The organism is Bacillus sp. JHAA (assembly GCF_036961585.1).
Taxonomy (GTDB): Bacteria; Bacillota; Bacilli; order Bacillales; family Bacillaceae; genus Bacillus; species Bacillus velezensis.
Genome location: NZ_JBAMDE010000006.1, coordinates 183,426 through 206,467, shown reverse-complemented (window position 1 = coordinate 206,467; position 23,042 = coordinate 183,426). Strand labels below are relative to the sequence as shown.

Genomic DNA, 23,042 nt, shown 5'->3' with positions numbered 1-23,042 from the left:
TTATGCTTATTTGACTACCCTTTCTATGTGAATCGTTAAATACAGCAGCTCGTCACTGGTGAGCTTGTGCTTATACGCCCTCTCAATGCATGTTTGGATTTTCTTCGTGCATTCATACGCCCGATGGTACTTTTCTTTCACTGTCTCCAGCAAAAAATCGTCCTGGCTTTCCATATGTGTGCCGTTAAAAAGACGCTGCGCGAAAAACTTTAAGTGGGTGACAAACCGATAATAGTGAAGTGATTCCTCGTTGAAGTCAATCTTAAAATGGTATTTTACGATTCTCAAAATCTCTTGCATGACTTTTGTAATGTTGATGATATTGGGCATCTCTTCATTCAGCTCGGCATTGACAATATGCAGCGCAATAAAGCCTGCTTCATCCTCCGGCAGAGACACGCCAGTCTTGTTTTTTACCATGGCCAACGCTTGTTTGCCGATTGCAAATTCGTCTTTGTACAGCCGTTTCGTTTCCCACAGTAAGGCATTTTTGATATCCAGCCCTTTTTTATTGCGCTGGATCGCAAAGTTAATATGGTCGGTCAGCGACACATAGATGCTGTCATTGAGCTTTTTGCCGAGCTGTAATTTCGCATAGCTGATAATCTCTTCGGATACTTCCATACATTCGATCGGGATATCATACAAAAGGGTTTTGAACTTTTCGGATACATCTTTGTTATCGAGCGTGAACACTTTCTCAATGCGGGCTTCATCTACCGGGTCTCCCGTTTTCTTTTGAAAAGCAATGCCCCGGCCCATGATAACCAATTCCTGATTGCCTTCTTTGAGCACACTGACAACATTATTATTAATGACTTTCGCAATCTTCAATTCTGTCTCCCTCCCGCCTGACCATTTACCTGCTACACCTTGATTTTACATCCTTTTTGAACTAGGTCAATATCTCCAGGTCAATCAGAAAACGCCGTTCAGAAATCATTGTCCAACGATGAGGCAGCGGCGCATATAATGCAGAGAACCGGTTTTTGGGAAGGAGCGTGTGTGATGAAACGGTTTTCGAAAGAAGAAAGCAGCTGGATGCTGTATGATTGGGCCAATTCAGCTTATTCGGTCATTATTATGACGGCGGTATTCCCCTTGTTTTTTAAAGCCGCGGCGGCGGAAAACGGTGTCAGCGCGGCGGATTCTACCGCTTATTTGGGCTATACGATTGCCGCCGCGACTTTTATTTTGGCGATGCTCGGCCCCGTCTTAGGAACGATTGCCGACTACAAAGGATGCAAGAAACGGTTTTTTGCCTTCTTTTTTCTGATCGGTGTGGCGGGCACCGCCGCGCTGGCTTTGATTCCCGGCGAATCTTGGATGCTGTTATTAATTTGTTATACGATTTCCACGATCGGCTTTGCCGGGTCTAATGTGTTTTATGATGCGTTTCTCGTTGATGTGGCCGCAAAGGAGCGGATGAATATGGTGTCCGCCAGAGGATTTGGGCTGGGCTATATCGGCAGTACGATCCCTTTTCTCCTCAGCATTGCCGTGATTCTTTCAGCATAAGCGGAGGTGATTCCGCTGTCCGCCCAGGCTGCCGGCCGCATTGCCTTTTTGATTACGGCGGCATGGTGGGGGCTGTTTTCGATCCCGCTCCTTCTCCGCGTCCGCCAGCGCTATTATATCGAGAGGGAGCCGCGGCTTGTAATCAGCAGTTTTAAACGGTTGGCCGGCACGCTGAAGCAGATCAGGAAGCACCGGGCGGTGTTTTTGTTTCTGCTCGCCTATTTCTTCTATATCGACGGGGTCGGCACCATCATTACAATGTCCACGTCATACGGGGCTGACCTCGGCATCAGCGCGGCAAATCTGCTGATTGTTTTATTTGTCACTCAGGTCGTCGCCGCGCCTTTTTCGATTTTGTATGGGCGGCTGGCCGAACGGTTTAAGGGAAAAACGATGCTTTATGCCGGAATCGGCGTGTATATGATTGTCTGCACGTATGCTTATTTTATGGATTCCGCTTTTGACTTCTGGATTTTGGCTATGCTTGTCGCCACTTCCCAAGGAGGTATTCAGGCGCTGAGCCGCTCTTACTTTGCAAAGCTTGTCCCCAAACAGAACGCCAATGAGTTTTTCGGCTTTTATAATATCTTCGGCAAGTTCGCTTCGATTATCGGCCCGCTTTTGATTGCCGTCACCGCCCAGCTGACCGGAAATTCGTCAGCCGCCGTGTTCAGCCTGATCATTTTGTTTGTAATCGGGATTGGCATCCTTGCGTTTGTGCCCGAGGAGACGGCGTAAAAAAAGCCTGCGCGCGGCAGGCTTTCTTTTTTATTTCTTAGCTTTATGGACTTTCAGTTTTTTGCCTTTGACCGTCGTATTTTTCATGATGTCAAGAACGTGCGGGCCTTTGCCGTTCAGAATCTCGACGTACGATGCGTTGTCCAGAATCGTGATAATCCCGATATCATCGGCTGAAACGCCGTCGATTTTCGCAATCGTTCCGACAAAATCGACCGCTCTGAGTTTTTTCTTTTTCCCGCCGTTAAAGTACAGCTTCATGATGTCTTTGTTTAACTGTTCGCTTTTGTCTGTTTTGACATCGGGGCGGGCGTTCAGTTTTTCCGCAAAAGCCGCTTTCCGTTCCGCTGTTTCTTTCTCAGACGGCGCCTCCCGCTTTTGGATGCGGAAACCGATATATGTCTCAATGTCATTCAGGAACCGCGATTCAGACGGCGTCACAAACGTAACGGCCCGTCCGCGGTGTCCGGCGCGCCCCGTTCTGCCGGTGCGGTGCACATAGCTTTCTTTTTCAAGCGGAATATCATAATTGATGACGAGGCTGATGTTTTCAATATCAATTCCTCTGGCGGCAACGTCGGTCGCAATGAGATAGCGGAACTCGCCGCGTTTGAATTCATTCATGACGTCAAAGCGGTCTTCCTGCACCATGCCGCCGTGAATTTTATCGCAAGGGTAGCCCAGCCTGTCCAGCTCATCGGTTAACTGGATGACTCTTTCTTTTGTCCGGCAGAATATAATGCAGCTGTCCGGGTTTTCGGTGATCAGGACATCACGCAGCAAAGATGTTTTGTCCTCTTCTTCTGTTCTGGTGACAAAATGCTCAATGTCTTTTGTCGTCAGGCCTTCCGCTTTTACTTCAATCAATTCAGGGTCTTTCATATATGTGCGGCTCAGCTTCTCGACGTCATCCGGCAGCGTCGCTGAAAACAGCATGGTGACTCTGTTTTTCGGCAGATGCTGAATGATGGCTTCCACCTGTTCAATAAATCCCATATTCAGCATTTCATCCGCTTCGTCAATCACTACATACGCCAGCCGTTCAAGCGGCAGCGTCCCTTTTTCTATATGATCAAGCACACGCCCCGGCGTTCCGGCAACGACGTGGCTTTTTTGCTTCAGTTCGGTTTTCTGTTTGTCAAAAGAAGCTTTTCCGAAAACCGCCGTGGCTTTTATCCGTTTGAAACGGCCGATATTCGTGATATCTTCTTTAATCTGCGCCGCAAGCTCGCGGGTCGGCGTTAAAATCAGCGCCTGCGGTTTGTTTTCCTCCCATTCCGCAAGCTCGCAGATCGGAATGCCGAAAGCTGCGGTTTTGCCGCTGCCCGTCTGCGATTTGACAACGAGGTCTTTTTTTTGCAGCGCGGCGGGGATGACGCGCCGCTGCACTTCAGTCGGCTCGGTGTATTGCAAGCCATTCAGCGCCCGTCGGATTTCGGGGCTGATCGCATATTCATTAAACTCATTCATGACTAAACTCCTTCTCTGTCCGGCTCCCCTCATTATACGCGAAATGCCGCCGCTTTACCCTGACGTTTTGCCGGGCCATTCGTGGGACTGCTTTTTCTTCATGTCAAGCACGACCCATTTGGCGCAATAAAAGCTCATGCTTCCTTCCCCGTCATCGACATAGTAGCGGATCGATTCCCAGCCGCCGTCGACCGGGCTGATATCCAGATGGATGTCGGTGATGCTTTCAAGATCATCCAGCCGGGCAGCCCTCACACCCTCAAAACGCAGCACGGCATCATACTGCCCATCAGTCAGATTCAGCTCAAACACCGGGATTTTATCATAATACTCGTTATACCCGGTATAGAACGTAAACTCCGTCAATTCAAAACAACCCGGCGAATCCGGCCCCAACAGAACTGCTTTCTCATGTTTGTGCCACTCCATTTTGTGCCTCCTTTTTTTCAGCTGAATTGGCATGTCTGACTCAAATGAATTTTTCTTACAAACCCCCATGAATTTCTTTATATGACTGCACCCAATCTTTTAATTCTTCAATCGTATGCAGATACGAATCAGGCGAATCTTTCAGATCAAACCCGCTCAAATACACGAGCATGTACCAAACGGTTTCGTCCTCAACCGCCGGATCATCTGCAGTCACGTACTCACACGCCCAATCCGACACTTCTTCCCTCGCCGCTTGACCGTTCAGGATCAGACCAGCCTTTTTCAGACATTCTGCTCTTGTGGGTTCTTTCACGTCAAAATCCTGCCTTTCATTTCTTGTTTAAAATGCTGACCAACAGCCCTCTCACCCGTTCATGCCGCCCGATTTCCCGGCTGAGCTCCGGATAATCCGTTAAAGCGTATTTCAGCTGCGCATATTGCGGATAAAGCTCAAAAAAGGATTTATATAAGGCTTTACGCTGGCGCTTAGGCATTTGTTTATTCGCCAACACAAAATCTAAGCTGCCGCAGATAAGCGCGAAATACTCATAAAAATCCCCCGCGCAGGCAGCCCCCTCAAAGTCTTCTTCGAATCTCCCTGTATCTGAAGGCAGCGGATCCTCTAATTCTTTTTTGTATAATTTCAGGTTTCGGATGACGTCATCATTTAAAGAATATCTGTTGGATCTTAACATCTCAGAATCAATCGGATAGCGCCTGATTCGTCGATGATCGTAAACGAAAGCCCGTCATTCTGATGCCGTCCGAGATACAGATGCCCGCAGTTATCAAAATGACAAAAACATCCTTTTACTGATTCTTCGACTATCTTATTCATTTTTATTTTCATGTAATTGCCCCTTGTATTTATAATGCGCCGCGAGCTTTTTTTGAAATTCATCCGAAACAATCTGATCCGGGAATACAACAGATACCCAGTCTAAAACACGGTCGTCTAAGGGCCTCCATGATCCTAACGTTTTTCCCGCAATCTCCTGATCAATACCTAGAATACAGATTTCAAAATCTCTCTCTCCGTAAATCGCCCACTTTAAAGTCGGTGAAGCCCATACGACGCGGGATGCAATATTCATTATGCTGTCATTTTTACTGTGCTTTGGATAATCAGTTAAGATTGAAAGATATTCATCTTCGGTTATATTTAAAGGAATCTTTAACCAGTTAAAATATCCGAATTCCTCGTAAAACCGATTCATATCATCCGGTTGTGTCAGAACAGCCATTAAGATAAATTCATCGTGATGATGATGCGCCAAACTTTTGAGCATTTCCCAGCCTTCTTCAGACAAGACCCAGTGGAATTCTTCAAATAGATAATAATGTTTTCGTTGTTTAAAAACTTGTTCGGGCAACGCTTTGTCTTCATGAAATAAGGAATATATTCGAAATTGAAAGACTGCCGATTCCTTTGTGTTCTTTATAAAAAAGGGATGCATCTTGTACCTCTTTTCGGCGGTTTACACACAAGCTCACAGCCGTATTCTGTGTGAAATAAACAGACAGAAAATGAGAAGGACGGCTCCACTAAAATAAAGCTGTTAGAAAGCAGCCGGCCTTCAAAATCTATAAAATCCATGAGACAGTGCAGATGACTTGCACAATCCTTCAGCGCACATTTGATAGCACCGACTTCATTACTATACGGATGAAACAGATAAACAATATCATTCATCCGTTCAACCCCCGTATCCGCAATGTTTTCTAAAATAAGCGATATGGCTGTCTCCTTGTCGCTTATATCAACTTCACGCACTGCACTTGGGAAAGAATTCGATAATATAGTCTCAAATATCTGCCTGCTTTGTTCTGCCTCAGCTAATTGATAAACAAACCCTGATTCTTCACAAGATCTTAGCGAGTCACGCACCTGTTTCATTAAAAAATGCCTCTTGTTTTCCTCAAGCTTGTCAATTAACTTTTCTCTCATCACTGAACACTTCCTTACAGGATATTTTCATTCTGCCGGCATGTATGCTGCATAGAAGTAATCAATACTTCACCAGATATAAATCGTTATCATGAAAGATAAACATGCGGTCCTGTACGGCTCTGTACGTTGTTTCTCCTTTTCTATCAATACCGTGTATCATGACGTCAGTCTCTGATAAGCCTTTGTTCTCTTCATGAAATGCAAATAGGGTATCCTCGTGACTCTGAATCAGCAGCACCCTTTTTTTCGAAACGGATAGCTGATCACAATAGGAGTATTGATCGCCGTCCAGCACATATTCTGCAACAGTACGAATTCTGTCCCGTCCAATCTGATAATGCCCGATGATACAGCAATCCTCTCCCTCGAAACATACATACAAATCAGATTTGATCGATTGTACGGCATAGCACTCATGCATCATTTCTTTAAAATCGTCTTTAAAATAAAACGTTCTGTCTTCTGCATGAAAAGCAAATATCGCTTTCCCTTGAGGGTTTCTCTCATCATACATACCCTCGTCCGTTAATCCGATCCATAGTAATCCATCCTCACCCAGATGAAATACATTGGCGCTTAATAGAAAAGAACAAATCGGATTGATTTTATTACTGTTTACGCAGCATACGGCTAATTGACACGTATGATTTTCAGGTAAACGATCACGATAGTGTCATCATACGAATCAACCAGATAGAAATGGGCATCTTCAGAAAATCCGTGTAACTCTTTTTTGATTAAAAGAGAGCTGCCTTTCATAACCTCCAATATTACTTTGTGATCATGCACCGACACAATAAACACTTGATCATCCCGACCCGCATTGAAATAGATGATGTGCTCTCTTTTATATGACCCAACCCGCTCCGCGGTAAGTTCTAACATCAGCAACACTCCGTTGATTAGGAATCTGGAATTTATATTAAATTAATCAATGATATATAAATCTGCTGCATCGTATTCAAACCAAATGATTTTTTCATTATTTTCAGTAGTTACATCAACCTTTTGAGTGTTCAGGTTCATATAGGACTTATTTTTGGCAGGGTTTGCTATTATAACTACAAAGTCATTGATCGATGCTAAAAAATATAATTCATCTAATAAGTGATCTGCCATCAATTGTTCTTTGGTTAGGGCACATTCAATATGAATGAACTTTTTCGAAACAGTATTCATATGTATCATTTTCTTTTCAACCTTCTTCTTCCATTCTTCAATAAAAGAAGGGAATGCCATTACTTCTATTAGAGCTGTTTCGAACTCTAAGTCATTCATTAATTGAGAAAAAGTATCTTTACTCACTAGATCACATGAATAAATCGAATTGTATTTAAGCGGATTAATCACATTCAGATTCCCTATAGCCCTCAATGATTCTTTTTGTAAATTTAAAGGAGTGTTCATGTTTACCTCCGTAAACGGTTTCGTTATGTAAGAAAAGAGAGGCTGGGAACCTCTCTTATTTGTTTATTTATGATTTCGGATGATACGCATAAAATGATTGGTCGTCAAAGCGAACTGTTTCAGCTTCTACAGCAATCAGCATGCTGTTCATATTTATAAGAAAATTAGCATTTGATTGATACTCCGGAATTACAGCATTTGATAGATTACCGATTCCTTCCGGGTGGTAACTCATCTCAAATACTTGCCAATTGTATTCTTCCGGATCTATTTTTTCTAATCTCATATCACCAATATCTGCACTAAAATAAACAGATGCTGCATTTTGAAAAAGAATGTTATGCGTACATTCGGCTTTATTTTCAACGACCTGAATCTTAAGTGAAAGCTCTTTTTTAAACACATGAAAGTCAAAATGAAGGACAGCGCACCCTCCGTCTATATAATCTACCCATTCATTAATTGTCTTGTACACCGTTTATCTCCCTAATAAAGTTTTGGAGTCTTTGAGATCTGATTTTAAAGTCTTCACGAAAATTTCTAGCTTTTCTTCATTACAGTTCAATTTATAGAAGGTTGTATTTGAATGATTCTCCATAAATCTAATGATAAATCTGTAATGTTCGTTTTCTTTATCAATACTTAGGATAAAAAATGGTTCAATTGTTTCTAAACGTATCCTGTCTTGATTGCCTGCTGATAATGCTTCAATATCTGATATCAGCATTTTATATTCACTTTCTAATAAAACGGCAGAGTAATCGCGGGCGATTGCTTTATTATGTTCCAACAGTTCAAACGTTGTTGAGATAAATGGATCATCCTTCGCCTCATGATACCTTCTCGGTGTTATTTCAAGTTCCAGACAACCGTCTCCGATTTTGGCCATGCTGTCTCCTCGTTCTCTACTTAATAGCTTTAATTTAGTAGTAAATGATTTGAATGACGCTCTGGAATTCAAGCTAAGTTTAAATCGATTGTCACCTTTTACTGTCTCAGTTCTAATCACCTACCCACTTATTATCTATAATTTTTTTTAAAAAGCCTGTTAACCAAAAGATGATCAACAGGCTCATCTATTTTTTATTTAATGCCATTATTTAATAATGTTTATAATATTTTCCTTATGTCTAGATCCTATTCTGATTGTCTCGGAATCTGTTATTTCTATATGATAAAGAACATAATCCAGTAAATCTTTAATAATTGTTTTCTCTGCTAAAGGGGCTCCATTTAATATATCTTTTAACTCAACATCTTTTTCCAATAAGATTATATTTTCATGCGCAATTATTGTATTTTTGTACTCTTCTGCTGAGGTTTTTATAAATGAGATTTTTTTATTAAACAAAGTATTTGTTTTTAAGCTCGCTGAGAATATACAAGTATCACTATCTTTATTTGAAACAGAGTAAGAATACATTGCGTATTGTTTATTTTCCATATTTTTTAATATAACAAATATTAAATCCTCTATTGTTTTATACTCTTTTTCAACCGAATCATAGTCATTGAGAGTTGATATTTCATAAAAATAGTACATTTAATTCTCTCCTTCTATCTTTTATACACTGTAAATCGTATGAGATAGAATAAGTTCCTTCGTCGTATTGGTAGCCTGTTAGCGGTAGCGCTTGTCTTTTACTTCGTCTCAGCGATATGTTATTCCCACGTGTTCCGTGTGTAGTTTGGTTTTTATCATATAAGATAAGAGAGGTTGGTAACCTCTCTAAATCTCTTCTCTAAAAATAACTAAAAGAAGCCATAAATTACTCTTTTAATATTTTTATTATATCTGTAGCTTCTAAAAACAATTGATTTATCTTATCTTGGATTTCTTTTGCTATTTCCTCTTCACTTTCTAAATCTGTTAAATATCCCACTTTCCCCGAAAACAACCTTCTTTCACAAATCCATATATCTAAATGGTCTATACAATAGCCATCTTCATTATCATGAAAGTCGGTACCATCCAAATAAGCTACAGAAAAAAATATTAATGAGTTATAACTATTCTCAAAACAATCTGAGGGCTGTACTTCGTTTCCTATTACTTTTTCGTCTCCGACTCTTCCAAAAGCAGCTTCAATTTTCAATCCCATTTTTCTAAACTTTTCTTGATTGTTTTCTATTTTGTTTAATGCGATTCGTTCAAATTGTTTTTCTATTTGTAAGATTTCTTTTTGTGTAATAGAGTTGAGATTGATTTTTTTCATATTATGTCTCGTTCAGCATTCAAAACATTTACTACTGTCAGTATCTGTACAGTAAGTATCCTTTAACATTAATTGCAAGAATGTAAGGAATCAGTCTTTTACAATTCATTCTTTATGATTTCTTCCATTGACATTCCTGCAAAATATTTATAGAGAATAGATTCTACAGATGAATGTCCAAATATACCTAATGGGTTAGGGATGTCCTTGCCTGTTTTCTCATCTGCCTCTGCTAATTCATCTTCTGATGCAAATGAATCGCCTTCACTTATGAGATATTTACCGTCTTCATATAAAACAAATTTCAATTGAGAATGACTGTTTTTCTCTATTATCTCTTGAGGCATCTTGGATATTACTTTCCAATCTCCTTGCAGAAAACCTGTGTGCCCGGTATTAGCCGCAAATATTTTCTTATTTTCTTCTTTCATTAGACGAATGATTTCTTCTCTGCTAAGTGTATTTTCAGTGAAAATATTATAATACTGAATAAGAATGTCATCGTCTTTATTTTTTGATAGATCACCTTCAATGACCCAAGCATAAGTATACTTCCCGATCTTATCCAAAGGTATTTGAATAACAGCTCCCGGTGTTACTTTAGCTATTGGTTTCACTTTCCTGGTCGTTGCCTTTATTTCTACTATTCGCTTATCAACTAACTCTGTGAAAGAAGAATCTCCATTTGTATTCATTACGGTAACTAAAGTTGCTAAGAATTCTTCTAATATCGGTTCTCTATCCAGCTCCCTCTTATATAATTCACAAAATTTCTCTACAGCATCAAAACATATATCTAAGCCTTCATCACTAAGTAAAACTTTCTTGTTTTTATATTCTTCTTCCCAATATCCCAATAGAACGGCCTTCTTTCTTTTATACCGCTTCTTAAGATTATATTTCCTCGGACTTTATTAGATATATTAGTAGTATTTAAATTTTTAATAGTATTCCTTTAGCTTACCAGTTCTCGAAGAATCCCATGGAAGGTATCAGAAACTACTTAACAGAAAAAGGTTGTTGTTAATATCAATCCCTGCACATTTATCTTTATATGATGCTACATGTGTAAAACTGATACTTTCTGCAGTATTCTCATCCATTATTATTTGTTTTGTATAGCTTTGCATATTATTTGTCTTCAGAGCTATCTCAATATTATAAGAATCCTCATCACGAATGAAAAAATAACTAGATGTTTCGGATATTACGCATGAAGCACACTCTATTTCAATCTCAATTCGTTCCAATGTTTCTCCAAGAAAGTTTAATTTTTGCAAGTAATTTTCACTCATTGATCTGTAATACAAATAGATTGCATCTTTATCTACAAATGTAGAATAGTACTGGTCAACAATATATGGATTAACGTCACGAGCACATAATTCATATAGTCCATTTTTAAAAACGAATTTATTAATTCCTTTCGTGCTTAATTCGGAATCAACGCAAGAAAATATGCCCGCTTCATCATATCCGACCCATAGATTCTTATTTTGATCTATTATCATTGAATTAACGTATCTTCCAGCATAAAAAGATTGGTAGAAACCTTTAAGTGGACTCCACAAATATATGTTGGGATCAACATTTCGAACTCCGTCCTCGTACTCTTTATCTATTAAAAGTAAAAAAGTATCGCTAACTTTTTGCACGTTTATAACTTGTTCATTTGTTTGTATGCTAAAGCTATTCAGGAATTGTCCATTCGTATTACAATACAGATCAATTTGATTAATATATTTGTTGCCATAATCAATTTCTTTTTTTGTTAGGACAATTATTTCTGATTCAGTCAACGTTAGCAGAACTGAGTCTTCCTCATTTACTTTTACATTCAAATCTCTAAATTTTAATTCATCCATGGATGACATCCTCTCCTGTATCTGAAAAGGAAGACAGATAGAATCTGTCTCTCCTTTTATAAATTTCAATAAGGATAGCTTGTTACAACATACCTTCCGGACTTAACAACCTTTACAGTATAAGTATGCCGACCATTCGTTTTTCTTCCTATAGGCTTTTTAAACTTTTTATAATGTACTGTCCTACCATCTTTCTGAGTGTATGCAGGTTTAGTTCTAGCTGTTGCCTTTGTTGTTCTTCTAAGAGTTTTAGCACTTCTAAACTTGCTTTTCGGTTGGCCATTTGGCATTCGGGCTTTTGACTTAGGTCCATGATCTTTTTTGATATGTTTCCAATTGAAGTTTTTACCAGATTTTACAAACCTATAAACCCTTTTAGCACCCTTAAATAACTTCCCAGGACCAAAGTTCGAAGCCGCAGCCCAGGCTGCACCTCTCCATCCTTTACCTGATTTATATGCTTTATATCCATCATAGGCTGCAAATCCGGCATTTACCACAAGCCACACCCAATGCCCATCCGGATCGACGTTCATGACTGGGTTGTTGTTTCCGTATGCATACCCATTCTGATCCAGCGAATCGCCGTCACTGCCCGGGTCTGGGTCTAGTGATAAGAATACGCCGTTTCTTGGCTCGTAGTAGCGGGCCATGAGATAGTACAGGCCGGTTTCTTCGTCGTATTGGTAGCCTGCGTAGCGGTAGCGGTTGTCTTTTACTTCGTCGCTCGCTTCGGTTTTTGTCGGATTTCCCCATGCATCGTATTGATATTTGGCAACGGTTTTTCCGGTGCTGTCTGAGATGGCGATGACGTCACCGTGTGCGTTGTAGTGATAGAAATATTTCTTGCCGTTCTCTGTATAGGATAACAGCTGGCCGCTGTCACCGTACGTGTATGATTTAGTGACGTTGTTGTCGGCGTCTGTTTCATACAGGACATTCAAGCTGTCTCCGTCGTAGAAGTAGTTCGTGACGTTTCCGTTGACGGTTTTTTGGATTCTGTTTCCTTTTTCATCGTATTTGTATGTTGCGAACGGCTTGTCTTCGCCTTTTTTCGTGACGGCGGTCAGGTTGTCTTCCGCGTCCCACGTATATGTGTATTTGCCGTCGGATGTGCGGTTGCCGTTTTTATCGTAGGACAGGTCTTCGTCATTCACCTTCGTCAGCTGGTTCATGATGTTGAAGGATGCGTTGACTGATTTGCTTGCGCCGTCCTTGGTGGCGGTGACGTTTGTCCGGTTGCCGAAGCCGTCGTACGTATATTGAATGACGGTGCCGTCTTCATGAGTTTCTTTGACGAGCTGGTTGAGCTTGCCGTATTCGTACTGCACCTTTCCGCCCGCTGAGCTGTCGATGACCGTGCGGTTGCCGTTGGCGTCGTATTCATAGCTTTCCCGGAAGATGCTGCCGCCGTTTTTCGCTCCGATATGAAGAGAGCTGACAAGATTCCGCTCATCATATGAGAAGCTCGTGCCGACTTCATTTCCGCTGATGAATGTCTGGACATTGCCGTTTTCATCATAATCAAATGTATAGGCTGAAGTGCCGTCTTTCATTTCAATCATTTGATCAAGTTTGTTGTACGTAAAGCTGTTTGTTCCTTTTTGGCCGCCGTGGCTCCATGAGAAAGTTTTCAGCTTATCCGAATCAGCCGGATACGTCCAGCTTTGGCTGCCGCCGCGGTCGGTTAATTCGGTCAGGCGGTTTTTGTTGTCAAAGGTGCGTTTTTTCGTTGTATTTTGTTCTTTGTTTGTGACCGATGTTTCATTGCCGTTTTTGTCATAGGTAAAGTTGTATTTTTCAGTGCCGTTATACGCTTTTGACTTAACCCGGTCGGTGCCGTCATAGGTCAGCGACACTTCATTGCCGTTGGCGGAAACGGTTTTCGTCAAGTTGCTGTTGGCGTCATATTCACTCTTCAGTACATTGCCGAGCGGGTCGGTTGTTTTGACGAGCTTGCCCATGACGTCATATTCATATTGATAGGTCTGGTCTGCGCCGGCCCGAATCGTTTTTGTCAGCTCATTTCCTTCCTTGTCATAGCTGTGAAGGATGGATGTGCCGTTTGACAGGGTCAGCTTTGTCAGCTGGTCGGCCTGATCGTATTCGTAGGCGGTTGTTTCGCCTTTCGCGTCGGTTTCAGACATTTTCTTTCCAGTCTCGTCATATGAAGCAGTGCTTGCATACCCTAGTTCGTCTTCTTCTTTTGTGACGTAGTTTGCTTTTTCGTCATAGGTGTTTTTCGTCAGGATGCTTCCTTCGATTAAACGGATATCATCAAACCACGCCGTTCCTGTGGCGCTTTTTTGGAACAGAATGCTGAGTTCGATTTTATTGATCGGCTTTGTTTTCGGAATGACTGCCGCCGCCCGGTTCCATTCCTGTGTCCCCTGCGGGAATTTGGCGGTGTAGACGCCCGTTGTGCCGTCCGCATAAGTGACGTTAGCCTGAAGAGCGTAATCATTGTCGTTCGTAAATTTTACGCCGTCAGCCTTGGACATCCCTGTCAGCGTGATATATACCGGCTTATCGTCCGCGCTTTGGCCTAATGTAACGGTTTGTTTTGCGGCCGCATTGGCTTGTGATGCATTTGTGCGGGACGCTTTTAATGAGCTGTCATCATCGAAGCCTTCATCAAGGTCAGCGGCGGCTCCGCTTGTGCTCCAGCCATCTGTTTTGGCCGTGAAACTGCTGTTTTGCACCGGGTTATAGCTTGAAGAGACTTCGCCTTTTTCCAGCTGAACCTGATCAAACCACGCTTTTCCTTTACCGTCCTTGTCGTTATGATCCACTTCCATATAGACGATGGCTTTTCCTGCATTGGCCGGTGTTGTAAAGGTGATCTGCCGTTTCGTCCAGTCATTCTTTCCGGCTAATGCGCCTGATTCATTGTGAATCCATTGAATGCGTTTTTGGTCTTTGTCACGCAGATCAATGTTGAAATACGCTCTCGCCTTCGTCAGATCCGTTTTGATCTGGCCGCTGAGTGTATACGTCGTATTCGGCTCAAGCTGCACTTCCTGCGTTGCGGACGCATGGCCGTGCTCTGTTCCGGCTGAAGCGGATTGTGACGAGATCTCCAATGCTTTTTGTCCGGACAGCGCGCCGCTTCTTGCTTTTACAGATGCAATACTTCCGTTGTCTCTCGTAGCGGTGAGATTCCAGCCAAGCTTTGTTCCTTCAAAGCTGCCGTCTTTCAGCAGGCTCGCCGAAGCTGCCAGCTCTTTGCTTGATTGAATGAGATTTCCGTATTTGTCATACACGGCGGCGGATGAGGATTTTCCGCTTTGATCCGTCTCAGAAACGGCATCAAGCCCGTCGTACGCAATATCAGTGACGTTCCCCTCGGTGTCCTTCATTTTCGTTACGTCATTGTTTTTGTTGTACTGATACGTTTCGGTGCCGTAGTTGTCTTTTACGGCTGTGACGTTGCCGTCTTTATCATATTGATAGCTTTCTGTCGCTTTGCCCGCATCCGCGTCGTTCGGATCGGTGTCCTGAATGACGTTGTTGCCTTCGTATACGGTGTTGGTCGTGATTTTCAGCCCTTCGGCATCATCGATCATCTGAATCGGGTTGCCCGCTTCGTTATAGCCGTACTGCACTTTGCGGCCGTTCGGCTGCGTCATGAGCAGCGTTTTTTTGTCCGCGTCATAGCTGTAGTCGTACGTTTCTTTTTTCGCATTGACGGCTTTGGCCAGACGGTGGCCGCTGTATTGGTATTCAGTGAACAGCGGTTTGTCATCCGTGCTGTTTGCGGAATACTGCTTGACGAGGCGCCCTTCGGCATCATAGTCGTAGCTTGTGACGCTGCCGTCAGTATCCGTCACCTTTTTGAGAAGGTCTTTGTCATATGAATATGAAATCTTTTTGTTTTTCGGCCCTGTAAGAGATGTGACATGGCCGTTTTCATCATAGGTAAATGTCAGCTTGCGCCCTGATGCGTCTGTTATGGCGGTCAGCTGATTGCTGTCGTTATATTCGTATACGGTTGTGTTGTTGTGTCCGTCAACGATTTTTTGGAGCTTGCCGCCTTTTTTGCTGAAATAAGCGTTCGTCTGATCTTTTGTTTTTAATACAAATTGGTCGCTTGTTTCCGCCAGTTCGAGATAAACGCCCGTCGGCGGCTGATACGTGCCGTCAGATTTTTTCGTGAAGACATGTGTTGTCGCGTCCTCATCAATATAAACGGCTCTGCCGTCTTCAGAAAGGATCGACGTTTCCGCATCGGCATACCAGCCTTGGCCGAACATATGGTCAGAGCTGTCAAGGCTGTTGAATGTCCGGGAGAGCCCGAGCCCCGGCCCGCGTCCGTCGATTGACATATCTTCCTCATTGACGATGACATTTCCCGTCGCGCCGTTCAGCTGTCCGTCCGGAATGTCGATAATAGACCAGAATTCTTCCGTTCCGAGGAATTCCGCCCCTTCATGGAAAACAGGGTTAAAAGGTGCCGTCGGTATGCTGTCACCGTTTGCGTCATAGGCGGTCAGCGTGAAGGAATAGTTCTTCTTCCCTTTGTAATTGCCGTTTGCGTTTTCGTAAACAGGTGAAGGGTCAAGCGCCAGTTCGCCGCCCTTTCCGTCCGTGTGAAGCTGGAATCTTCCCGCTTTCACTTCATCAGCTGACGGCCAGATGCGTTTGTTTTGGGTCGTCCAATGATCGGTATCCCCGACATCGAATGATTGATAGTCTTTTCCGTTGTAAATGTTGATTTTGTAGCCTTTGGCGTTTTTGACCTTATCCCATATGAGATTGACATAACCCGTTTGGCTCGATTTCGTGTTCGTATAGACATAGCCTGTCAGGTTTTTCGGCTTTGCGATATCAGGCAGCGCCGGACTCGCTTCCGGTGAGGCGATCGCTTCTCCGTCTTTGTTATAAGCAATGACTTTAAATCCGTAGGTTTTCCGGTTCGCATCTCCTCCGGCGTTTTTATAAACGGGGCCCGGGTTGATCGGCAATTCCGCGCCTTTTTTGTCTTTCAGGTGAAGCGCATATTTTCCGGCGCTGATTTCCGCCTTTGTCGGCCAGATGTTTTGATCTTTTGTGGACCAGGATGTTTTATTTCCGAGGTCAAGCGTTTCAAAGCCTTTGCCGTTAAAGACTTGCATTTTATACCCGGCTGCGCCTGATACGGCTTTCCAGGAAAGATCAAACCAGCCTGTGGCGTTGTTGTTATTAAAGCCTTTCGTGCTCGGTTTCTGAACTCTTCCAATATTCGGAATGACGGGCTTGGCGGCCGCAGACATGGCGCCTTCTCCCTGGTCAAACACCGCGCTGACCGCGACCCAGTAATTTTTACTTGCCGGATAGCTGCCGCCGGAGTTTTTATAGACCGGCGAAGGATTAAGCGCTAATTCACTTCCGCCTTTTCCGTCTGTATGCAGCTTATATTTGCCGGAGTCGATTTCCGCTTTTGTCGGCCAGATGTTTTTTCCTTTTGTGCTCCAAGAGGTTGCATTGCCGACCGGAATGGCCTGATATTCTTTCCCGTTATAAAGCCAGACTTTATAGCTTTTGGCGCCTTCAGCTTTTTTCCAGCTGATATTGAAAAATCCTGTCGAATCTCCGTTATGATACGCTTTGACAGACGGCGTGTCCGCCTTCGGAATCGTGTATGTCACTTCAATGTATGGTTTTTTAGCAGAGTTTGCTGATGACATCAGCTTCTTCCAATACTCTTTTCCGTTTCCGTTTGTGTGAAGCTTAAAGCCGTAATTGGCGCCGCCGCTGTTCCACGACTTGACTGCGGAGGTGACATCGAAGCTTGCCCATTGGCCTTTATAGACCTCGGCTTTGCCGATGTTTTTGGAGCCCGGCTTGTTCTTCCACGTAATCTTGGCATTGTCGTAATTGCTGTTAACGGTGTCGAGCCAAAGCCCCGTCGCTTTTGATCCGTAATAGGAGTGGGCTGTGTACGCTTTGAGCGTCGCTTTCGTCACCGTCATGTTTTTGATCGGCTTTAGATTATCAAACTTCATAAAAGCGTAGTTCGTTCCGGTTGTGCCGTCATAATATCCAGTTTTCAGCACGTACGCTTTCAATCCGGCGTCCCATTTCTGCGAAGCGGCAGAGTAGTTTGTCGTCGGGTACGCGCTCATGACAAAGGTATCGGATGACACAGATACTGATGTTGAAGGGTCAATAGATACCGGATAAACCCGCTTGGGATCTTTCAGCCATTTTTCATCGGCCGTTACATGGAGCAAGTAGCCTTCGCTGTTTTTTTCAAGCTTGAAGCTGACATTTTCTGACCTGTTGACTTCACCTGACTTTTCGTCGAGATCTGAGTCGGTCATAAAGGGCTTCGGCACGGTGTAGACGACATTGTCTTTATCATCAGAAAACGCGATAGAGCCGTCTTCCTGTTCTTTAGCCTGAAGGTCGGTTTTGATTTGAAAGGTGAAGGAATTGTAGCCTTCATATTTGTGAAGCACAAGGTCTTCTTTTATGTTTTCGTTAAATGTGTAGGTTTGTAAATCAATTGCAGGAAACACTTGCTGATACGTAAGCTCGTTGCTGTCTTCCCTTACTTTTGCTGAGGCATCTGTCGGAGTAATTGCAGCCTGATCGGGGCCTTTTGCGCCGGTTAATGAGTATGTGAGCTTATGATCATTGTGTTCAAATGTAGCGTATAATCCGTTTTTCATTTGCTTCAGAAAATCGGAATTCAGCACTGTATTTTCCGTTCCGACTTCCTTTGAGCCGGTTTTCAATTCAGGAGAAACGTCTTCCCAGTCCGCATTGGCGGTTTCTTTCGTATGAATGGGGTCTGTGTAGATTTCCTGTTTGTACACACCCTCGCCTTCATAGTAAAGCTTTGAATTCTCAGTTCTTTCAGACGTGATCTCACCGTCTTGATTAATATCTTTTTGATCAAAAGGCATCTGCTCAGATGCTTTTTCCGCCGGAAGATCTTTTTCCGGGTCTGCAGCCGGAATGGCGGCGGTTTTCGCTTGATCTTGTTTTTCACGCGTTTCTGCCGCAAACACATCGGCAGGCGCAATGGAAATTATCAGCGTTGCCGCAAGAGTGCCGGCCAGCCATTTTTTCCACTTGTTCTTTTTTCCTATTTTCATAGGTTCTCCTCCTTCTTTTGTAATATAGGCTTAACAATAGTAATATTATTGAAATTGTTTATCAATATTTTCCTAGGTATTTAAGGTTATTTTAAGGATTATAGGGATTTTGAACCTTTTATTCATATAAAAAAACCGCCGGCTGCCGGCGGTTTTTCGTATTATGGATAGCGGAGATTTGTATTTTGCGCTCCCGCGTAAGATTGGGCGAAGTTTTTGGCGTCCTGGGCTGAGAGGGTGCCGTAGCTGTAATTTGATCTCGGATTCCAGCTGGTGCGCGGTGATTTCGGGGCCTTGAGCGACGGGAATGAACCGGTGTCGGTGAATTGGGCCGTCCCGTAGTCGTCTATCATTCCGCCTTTTTCATTTCCGTTACCGAAATAGTTGGCTTCTGAGAAGACAGTCGCGTTTGTATGAATGGTGAATCCTAAATTGAAATTGGTCACATAGTTGTTTTTCGCGTGAAAATAGCCGTATCTCATCAGGCCCGGTGAACGCACATAGACGTTATTAAAATAGTTGTTGGTGATCGTCATATGCGGATAGCCGATATAATTGCGTCCTTCGTTATCATCATTCGGATAACCGAGAATCAGGCCGTACAGATGGTCTGTGAATTTAGAGTTAGACAGCGTCACAAAATCCGCTTTGGCGCCGACATACAGAAGCTTTCCCAAATCACTGTGGCTGTTCGGATTGTAGCTGTGTCCTTCAAACCACACGTGGTCAATCCAGTAATTCTGTCCGTTCGCTATGTACATCGGAATGTCGTTGTTGCCCGTAATGGCGGCACTATGGCTGATAATGAGATTTTTGAAAATCACATTGTTTGAGCCGGAGCCGGTGGTCAGATAGATGTTGGTCAGCCTGTGGCTGGTATAAGAGCCGACGATGGTTTTATTGGCGCCGACTGTCACGACGGCTTTACCCGGGGAAGAAATATCACTTGTGATGACGATGGTTTTGCGATCCGTTCCGCCCGCATTATTTTTCAAATCATTGAGATTGCTGACGTAGACGACGGGGCCGCCCTGGCCGCCCGATACGGCGGATTTTGCTTTTCCGTTATGATCCTTCGCATTGCCCGCGAATCCGGTAAGTCCCTGCATCACATCCGGATAAGCCGCTGCCGCTTCTGCCTGCTTTGATGCGGAACATACGATGGCCAGACAAAGCGCAAAGCCGAGTGCAGCCAAGAAAGCGAGATGACGCGTCTTCTTTATCATGCCCTTCACTCCTTTAATTTCTTAAATTGTAAACACAAGAAGTATTATACAATTACTATCCTCTTTTTCCATGATCTGTTTGTCTGCTTTTTCGTTATGGCTGAAAAGCCCCAAAATAAAAAAAGCAGCCGGTACGGCCGCCTATATACGGGTGCTGTCTGCCTGAGTTTCCGCCGGCACGGCTTTTTGCTTTCGAATCAGGGACAGCGCCATTCCCGCAAAAATCAATACAATCCCCAAAGATTGATAAAGGTCGGGGCGAAATCCCGTAAATACGGTGTCAAGCACAATCGCCACCGCCGGATCAAGAAATACGATGATTGAAATAAACCGGGTGGATAAAAACCGCAAGCTGTCAAAAAAGAGCAAATACACAATTCCCGTATGGATGATACCGGTCGACACAATCATGATCCAGTTCACATGCGACAAATCAGAAAAAGCGCCGAAACGGACGAACGGAAGAAGAATGATAACGCCCAATCCGGTCTGCAAACAGGTGACGGCGTATGGGCTGAGGCTGTTGATGCCTTTCCCGGCCAGTGTCGTAAAAGCATAAAAAAGAGCGGCCAGCACGGCCCAAATAATACCCGATCCCATCAGCTGAGAAAATGATGTACTTCCGTTGATGCCGGAAATCAGGGCGGTGCCCAGAAAACAAATTACGATGGAAGTGACGGACACCATATGCAGTTTCTCCCGGTATATAAGGCTCCCCAGAAGAAGGACGAGAACCGGAGCCAGATGATAAACGGAAATCGCTATCGTCACTGATGTCTCCTCAAACGATTTAAATAAAAACACCCAGTTCAGCACGAGAAAAAATCCGCAGGCCAGTGTCTGCAGCACCTCCCGCCGGTTCCATTGTTCGGTGCGGTACCGTCCGGAACCAAACCAGCAAACGCCCAGAAACAATGAGGCGCACAGACATCTCACAAAGACCAGTTCAATTGAAGGCACATTCGTATGTTCTGAGAAAAAGCCGATTGATCCGAAAATGACCATGGAAATGACCATTTTGATGACGGCATTTGATGTTTGTTCAGCTTGCATTGATTTGCTTCCCCCATATCATTGACTGTTTATTCAGACAAATACTAACAGCCATTTTACTTGATTCAGAGGAAGATTTCACCCTATTTTTCGAAAGCCGGCGGTCTTTTCTCATGAAAAAAGCCCTGCATCAGCAGGGCCTTCTGTTTAATGAACGATCAGTACAGGACAAGGAGACAATTGTGAGACCTTATGGCTCACGCTTCCGAGCATCATTTCTTTAAATCCGCTGATTCCGCGGCTTCCGACGACAATCAGATTGAAATGCTGTTCTTTCGCTATGTTTAAAATTTGATGCGCAGGTTCGCCTTGGACGTACAGGCTTTCCGCGTTTACTCCGCTTTCTGCCGCTTTCTGCTTGGCATCTTCCAGAATGGCTGCTCCTTTTTGCTCGACTTCATGTTTGATGTCTTCAATGAAGTTTTCCGGAACATAGACAATCCCGGTTAAAGCTGATGTGGAGACAACGGCTTCACGTCCCGCATAGAGAATGGTGAGTTCAGCCTGCTGTTCTTTCGCCAGATGGATCGCTGCGTCCAGGGCTTTATTGCTCATGTCTGAACCGTCTACTGCTGCAAGAATTTTTTTAAACATATGAATCCCGCCTTTCTGCTTTTATTGTCCTCCTCTCTTTGCTGAATGTCAATTTTGCCGGCTTTCTCCGGAACATTGCGCTTACAGACTTTCTCCGTTTGTGGCGATGACGTCTTTATACCAATAAAAACTTTTCTTTTTCTTTCTTTCAAACGTGCCTTTTCCGTCATTGCCGCGGTCGACATAGATATAGCCGTAGCGTTTTTTCATTTCTGCCGTTGAGGCGCTGACGAGGTCAATCGGCCCCCACGACGTGTAGCCGATCAGGTCGACGCCGTCTTCAATCGCCTCTCTTGCCTCTATTAAATGATCACGCAGATAATTGATGCGGTAGTCATCCTGAATGGTTCCGTCCTCCTCCGGCTGATCAACCGCGCCGAGTCCGTTTTCGACGATGAAGAGCGGTTTCTGATAACGGTCGTACAGCGTGTTTAAGGTGATGCGCAAGCCCTTCGGATCAATCTGCCAGCCCCATTCGGAAGATTTCAGGTACGGGTTTTTCACGCCGCCGAGAAGATTTCCCTTAGATTGCGCCAGATCCTCAGGCGCCGTGCTGGCCGTCATCGACATGTAGTAGCTGAAGCCGATGTAATCCACCGTATGTTCTTTCAGGAGCGCCTCGTCTCCTTCCTTCATCTCGATCGTAATTCCGTTTTCTTTAAAGAAGCGTTTCATATAGCCCGGATAGCTGCCCCTCGCCTGTACATCAGAAAAGAACAGCGTGCTCCGCTCTTTTTGCAAAGCCGCATATACATCCTCCGGCTTCGGCGTCATCGGATACGTCGTCGTTGCGGCGATCATGCAGCCGATCTGTGAATCCGGGATGATCTCATGGCCTGCTTTTACCGCCAGCGCGCTCGCCACAAATTGATGGTGGGCCGCTTGGTACATCGTGTTTTGTTTATTTTCGCCTTCCCGGAATATAAGGCCGCCGCCTGTAAACGGAGCGTGAAGAACGACGTTGATCTCATTGAAGGTCATCCAATATTTCACCTTGTCTTTATAACGGGTGAAAACCGTGCGGGCGTACCGCTCATAGAAATCGACCGTTTGGCGGTTTCTCCAGCCGCCGTAGTTTTTCACAAGACCGAGCGGCATCTCATAGTGAGAAATCGTGACGACCGGTTCGATCTGATGTTTTCTCAATTCGTCAAACAAACGGTCGTAAAATTGCAGCCCTTCTTCGTTCGGTTCTGTTTCATCACCGTTTGGAAAGATTCTCGTCCACGCAATGGAGGTGCGGAACGCTTTAAAGCCCATCTCCGCAAACAGGGCGATATCCTCTTGATAGCGGTGATAAAAATCAATCGCGTCGTGATACAGATTCAGCGCATCGTCTGTCTCATGAAACGGAGACATAATGCCATCCGGGGAGACATCCGCCGTAGAAAGTCCTTTGCCTCCTTCTTTATAAGCTCCTTCAATCTGATTGGCAGCCGTTGCGCCGCCCCATAAAAAACCTTCCGGAAATCTCATGTTTTCTCCACCTC

The 23,042-nt window shown here is 43.9% G+C and carries 20 protein-coding genes and 2 pseudogenes; 1 reads left to right on the top strand and 21 read right to left on the bottom strand.

Annotated elements, in window-relative coordinates; genetic code table 11:
* Positions 1 to 6: 6 nt before the first annotated feature.
* Positions 7 to 834, bottom strand: coding sequence for a BglG family transcription antiterminator LicT (gene licT, locus V7728_RS15405; protein ID WP_038460389.1), 828 nt, complete (start codon positions 832 to 834; stop codon positions 7 to 9).
* A gap of 171 nt (positions 835 to 1,005) precedes the next feature.
* On the opposite strand from licT, the pseudogene V7728_RS15400 reads away from it, so the two are divergent.
* Positions 1,006 to 2,256: pseudogene (locus tag V7728_RS15400) on the top strand (MFS transporter).
* A 30-nt stretch (positions 2,257 to 2,286) separates the two neighbouring features.
* On the opposite strand, the gene V7728_RS15395 reads toward V7728_RS15400, so the two are convergent.
* The 20 genes and pseudogenes from V7728_RS15395 to V7728_RS15300 form a co-directional block, all read right to left on the bottom strand.
* Complete coding sequence (locus tag V7728_RS15395; RefSeq protein ID WP_007407785.1) at positions 2,287 to 3,726, bottom strand: DEAD/DEAH box helicase; 1,440 nt, start codon at positions 3,724 to 3,726, stop codon at positions 2,287 to 2,289.
* Positions 3,727 to 3,780: 54 nt separating this feature from the next.
* Positions 3,781 to 4,155, bottom strand: a complete 375-nt coding sequence (locus tag V7728_RS15390) for a hypothetical protein (RefSeq protein WP_099567201.1) — start codon at positions 4,153 to 4,155, stop codon at positions 3,781 to 3,783.
* Positions 4,156 to 4,210: 55 nt separating this feature from the next.
* On the bottom strand, positions 4,211 to 4,471 hold the full coding sequence (locus V7728_RS15385) for a hypothetical protein (protein WP_042635618.1): 261 nt from the start codon (positions 4,469 to 4,471) through the stop codon (positions 4,211 to 4,213).
* A gap of 16 nt (positions 4,472 to 4,487) precedes the next feature.
* A complete protein-coding gene (locus V7728_RS15380) occupies positions 4,488 to 4,853 on the bottom strand; it encodes a YxiJ family protein (RefSeq protein ID WP_099567202.1) in 366 nt (121 codons plus the stop codon).
* Positions 4,847 to 5,008, bottom strand: a complete 162-nt coding sequence (locus V7728_RS15375) for a hypothetical protein (RefSeq protein WP_189318606.1) — start codon at positions 5,006 to 5,008, stop codon at positions 4,847 to 4,849. The genes V7728_RS15380 and V7728_RS15375 overlap by 7 nt, the downstream gene beginning before the upstream one ends.
* Positions 4,989 to 5,615, bottom strand: coding sequence for a hypothetical protein (locus V7728_RS15370; RefSeq protein ID WP_099567203.1), 627 nt, complete (start codon positions 5,613 to 5,615; stop codon positions 4,989 to 4,991). Before V7728_RS15370 ends, V7728_RS15375 begins: the two co-directional genes overlap by 20 nt.
* A complete protein-coding gene (locus V7728_RS15365; protein ID WP_099567204.1) occupies positions 5,597 to 6,106 on the bottom strand; it encodes a YxiF family protein in 510 nt (169 codons plus the stop codon). Before V7728_RS15365 ends, V7728_RS15370 begins: the two co-directional genes overlap by 19 nt.
* Positions 6,107 to 6,167: 61 nt before the next feature.
* Positions 6,168 to 6,994 (bottom strand): annotated as a pseudogene (locus V7728_RS15360) (hypothetical protein).
* 42 nt (positions 6,995 to 7,036) lie between these two features.
* Positions 7,037 to 7,516 (bottom strand): hypothetical protein, encoded by a 480-nt coding sequence (locus V7728_RS15355; RefSeq protein ID WP_025285510.1) that lies wholly within the window; start codon positions 7,514 to 7,516, stop codon positions 7,037 to 7,039.
* Between the two features lie 67 nt (positions 7,517 to 7,583).
* The gene (locus tag V7728_RS15350; protein ID WP_025285511.1) at positions 7,584 to 7,991 is read right to left on the bottom strand and encodes a YxiG family protein; all 408 of its coding nucleotides are present in this window, start codon (positions 7,989 to 7,991) and stop codon (positions 7,584 to 7,586) included.
* Between the two features lie 3 nt (positions 7,992 to 7,994).
* Positions 7,995 to 8,405, bottom strand: a complete 411-nt coding sequence (locus tag V7728_RS15345) for a WapI family immunity protein (RefSeq protein ID WP_032869335.1) — start codon at positions 8,403 to 8,405, stop codon at positions 7,995 to 7,997.
* Between the two features lie 207 nt (positions 8,406 to 8,612).
* A complete protein-coding gene (locus V7728_RS15340; protein ID WP_032869333.1) occupies positions 8,613 to 9,059 on the bottom strand; it encodes a hypothetical protein in 447 nt (148 codons plus the stop codon).
* A gap of 226 nt (positions 9,060 to 9,285) precedes the next feature.
* Entirely contained in the window at positions 9,286 to 9,732 is a 447-nt protein-coding gene (locus tag V7728_RS15335; RefSeq protein ID WP_047936315.1) for a hypothetical protein, read from the bottom strand.
* A 98-nt stretch (positions 9,733 to 9,830) separates the two neighbouring features.
* Positions 9,831 to 10,589: an Imm26 family immunity protein gene (locus V7728_RS15330; RefSeq protein WP_099567205.1), complete on the bottom strand. Its 759-nt coding sequence runs from the start codon at positions 10,587 to 10,589 to the stop codon at positions 9,831 to 9,833.
* A 135-nt stretch (positions 10,590 to 10,724) separates the two neighbouring features.
* A complete protein-coding gene (locus V7728_RS15325) occupies positions 10,725 to 11,597 on the bottom strand; it encodes a hypothetical protein (RefSeq protein ID WP_099567206.1) in 873 nt (290 codons plus the stop codon).
* 65 nt (positions 11,598 to 11,662) lie between these two features.
* Entirely contained in the window at positions 11,663 to 18,679 is a 7,017-nt protein-coding gene (locus tag V7728_RS15320; protein WP_099567207.1) for a DNRLRE domain-containing protein, read from the bottom strand.
* A gap of 161 nt (positions 18,680 to 18,840) precedes the next feature.
* Positions 18,841 to 19,905, bottom strand: coding sequence for a polysaccharide lyase family 1 protein (locus V7728_RS15315; protein WP_099567208.1), 1,065 nt, complete (start codon positions 19,903 to 19,905; stop codon positions 18,841 to 18,843).
* A gap of 141 nt (positions 19,906 to 20,046) precedes the next feature.
* Complete coding sequence (locus V7728_RS15310) at positions 20,047 to 20,958, bottom strand: DMT family transporter (protein WP_012118812.1); 912 nt, start codon at positions 20,956 to 20,958, stop codon at positions 20,047 to 20,049.
* Positions 20,959 to 21,105: 147 nt separating this feature from the next.
* Positions 21,106 to 21,552, bottom strand: a complete 447-nt coding sequence (locus tag V7728_RS15305) for a universal stress protein (protein ID WP_007407802.1) — start codon at positions 21,550 to 21,552, stop codon at positions 21,106 to 21,108.
* Positions 21,553 to 21,633: 81 nt separating this feature from the next.
* On the bottom strand, positions 21,634 to 23,028 hold the full coding sequence (locus V7728_RS15300; protein WP_099567209.1) for a 6-phospho-beta-glucosidase: 1,395 nt from the start codon (positions 23,026 to 23,028) through the stop codon (positions 21,634 to 21,636).
* Positions 23,029 to 23,042 lie beyond the last annotated feature (14 nt).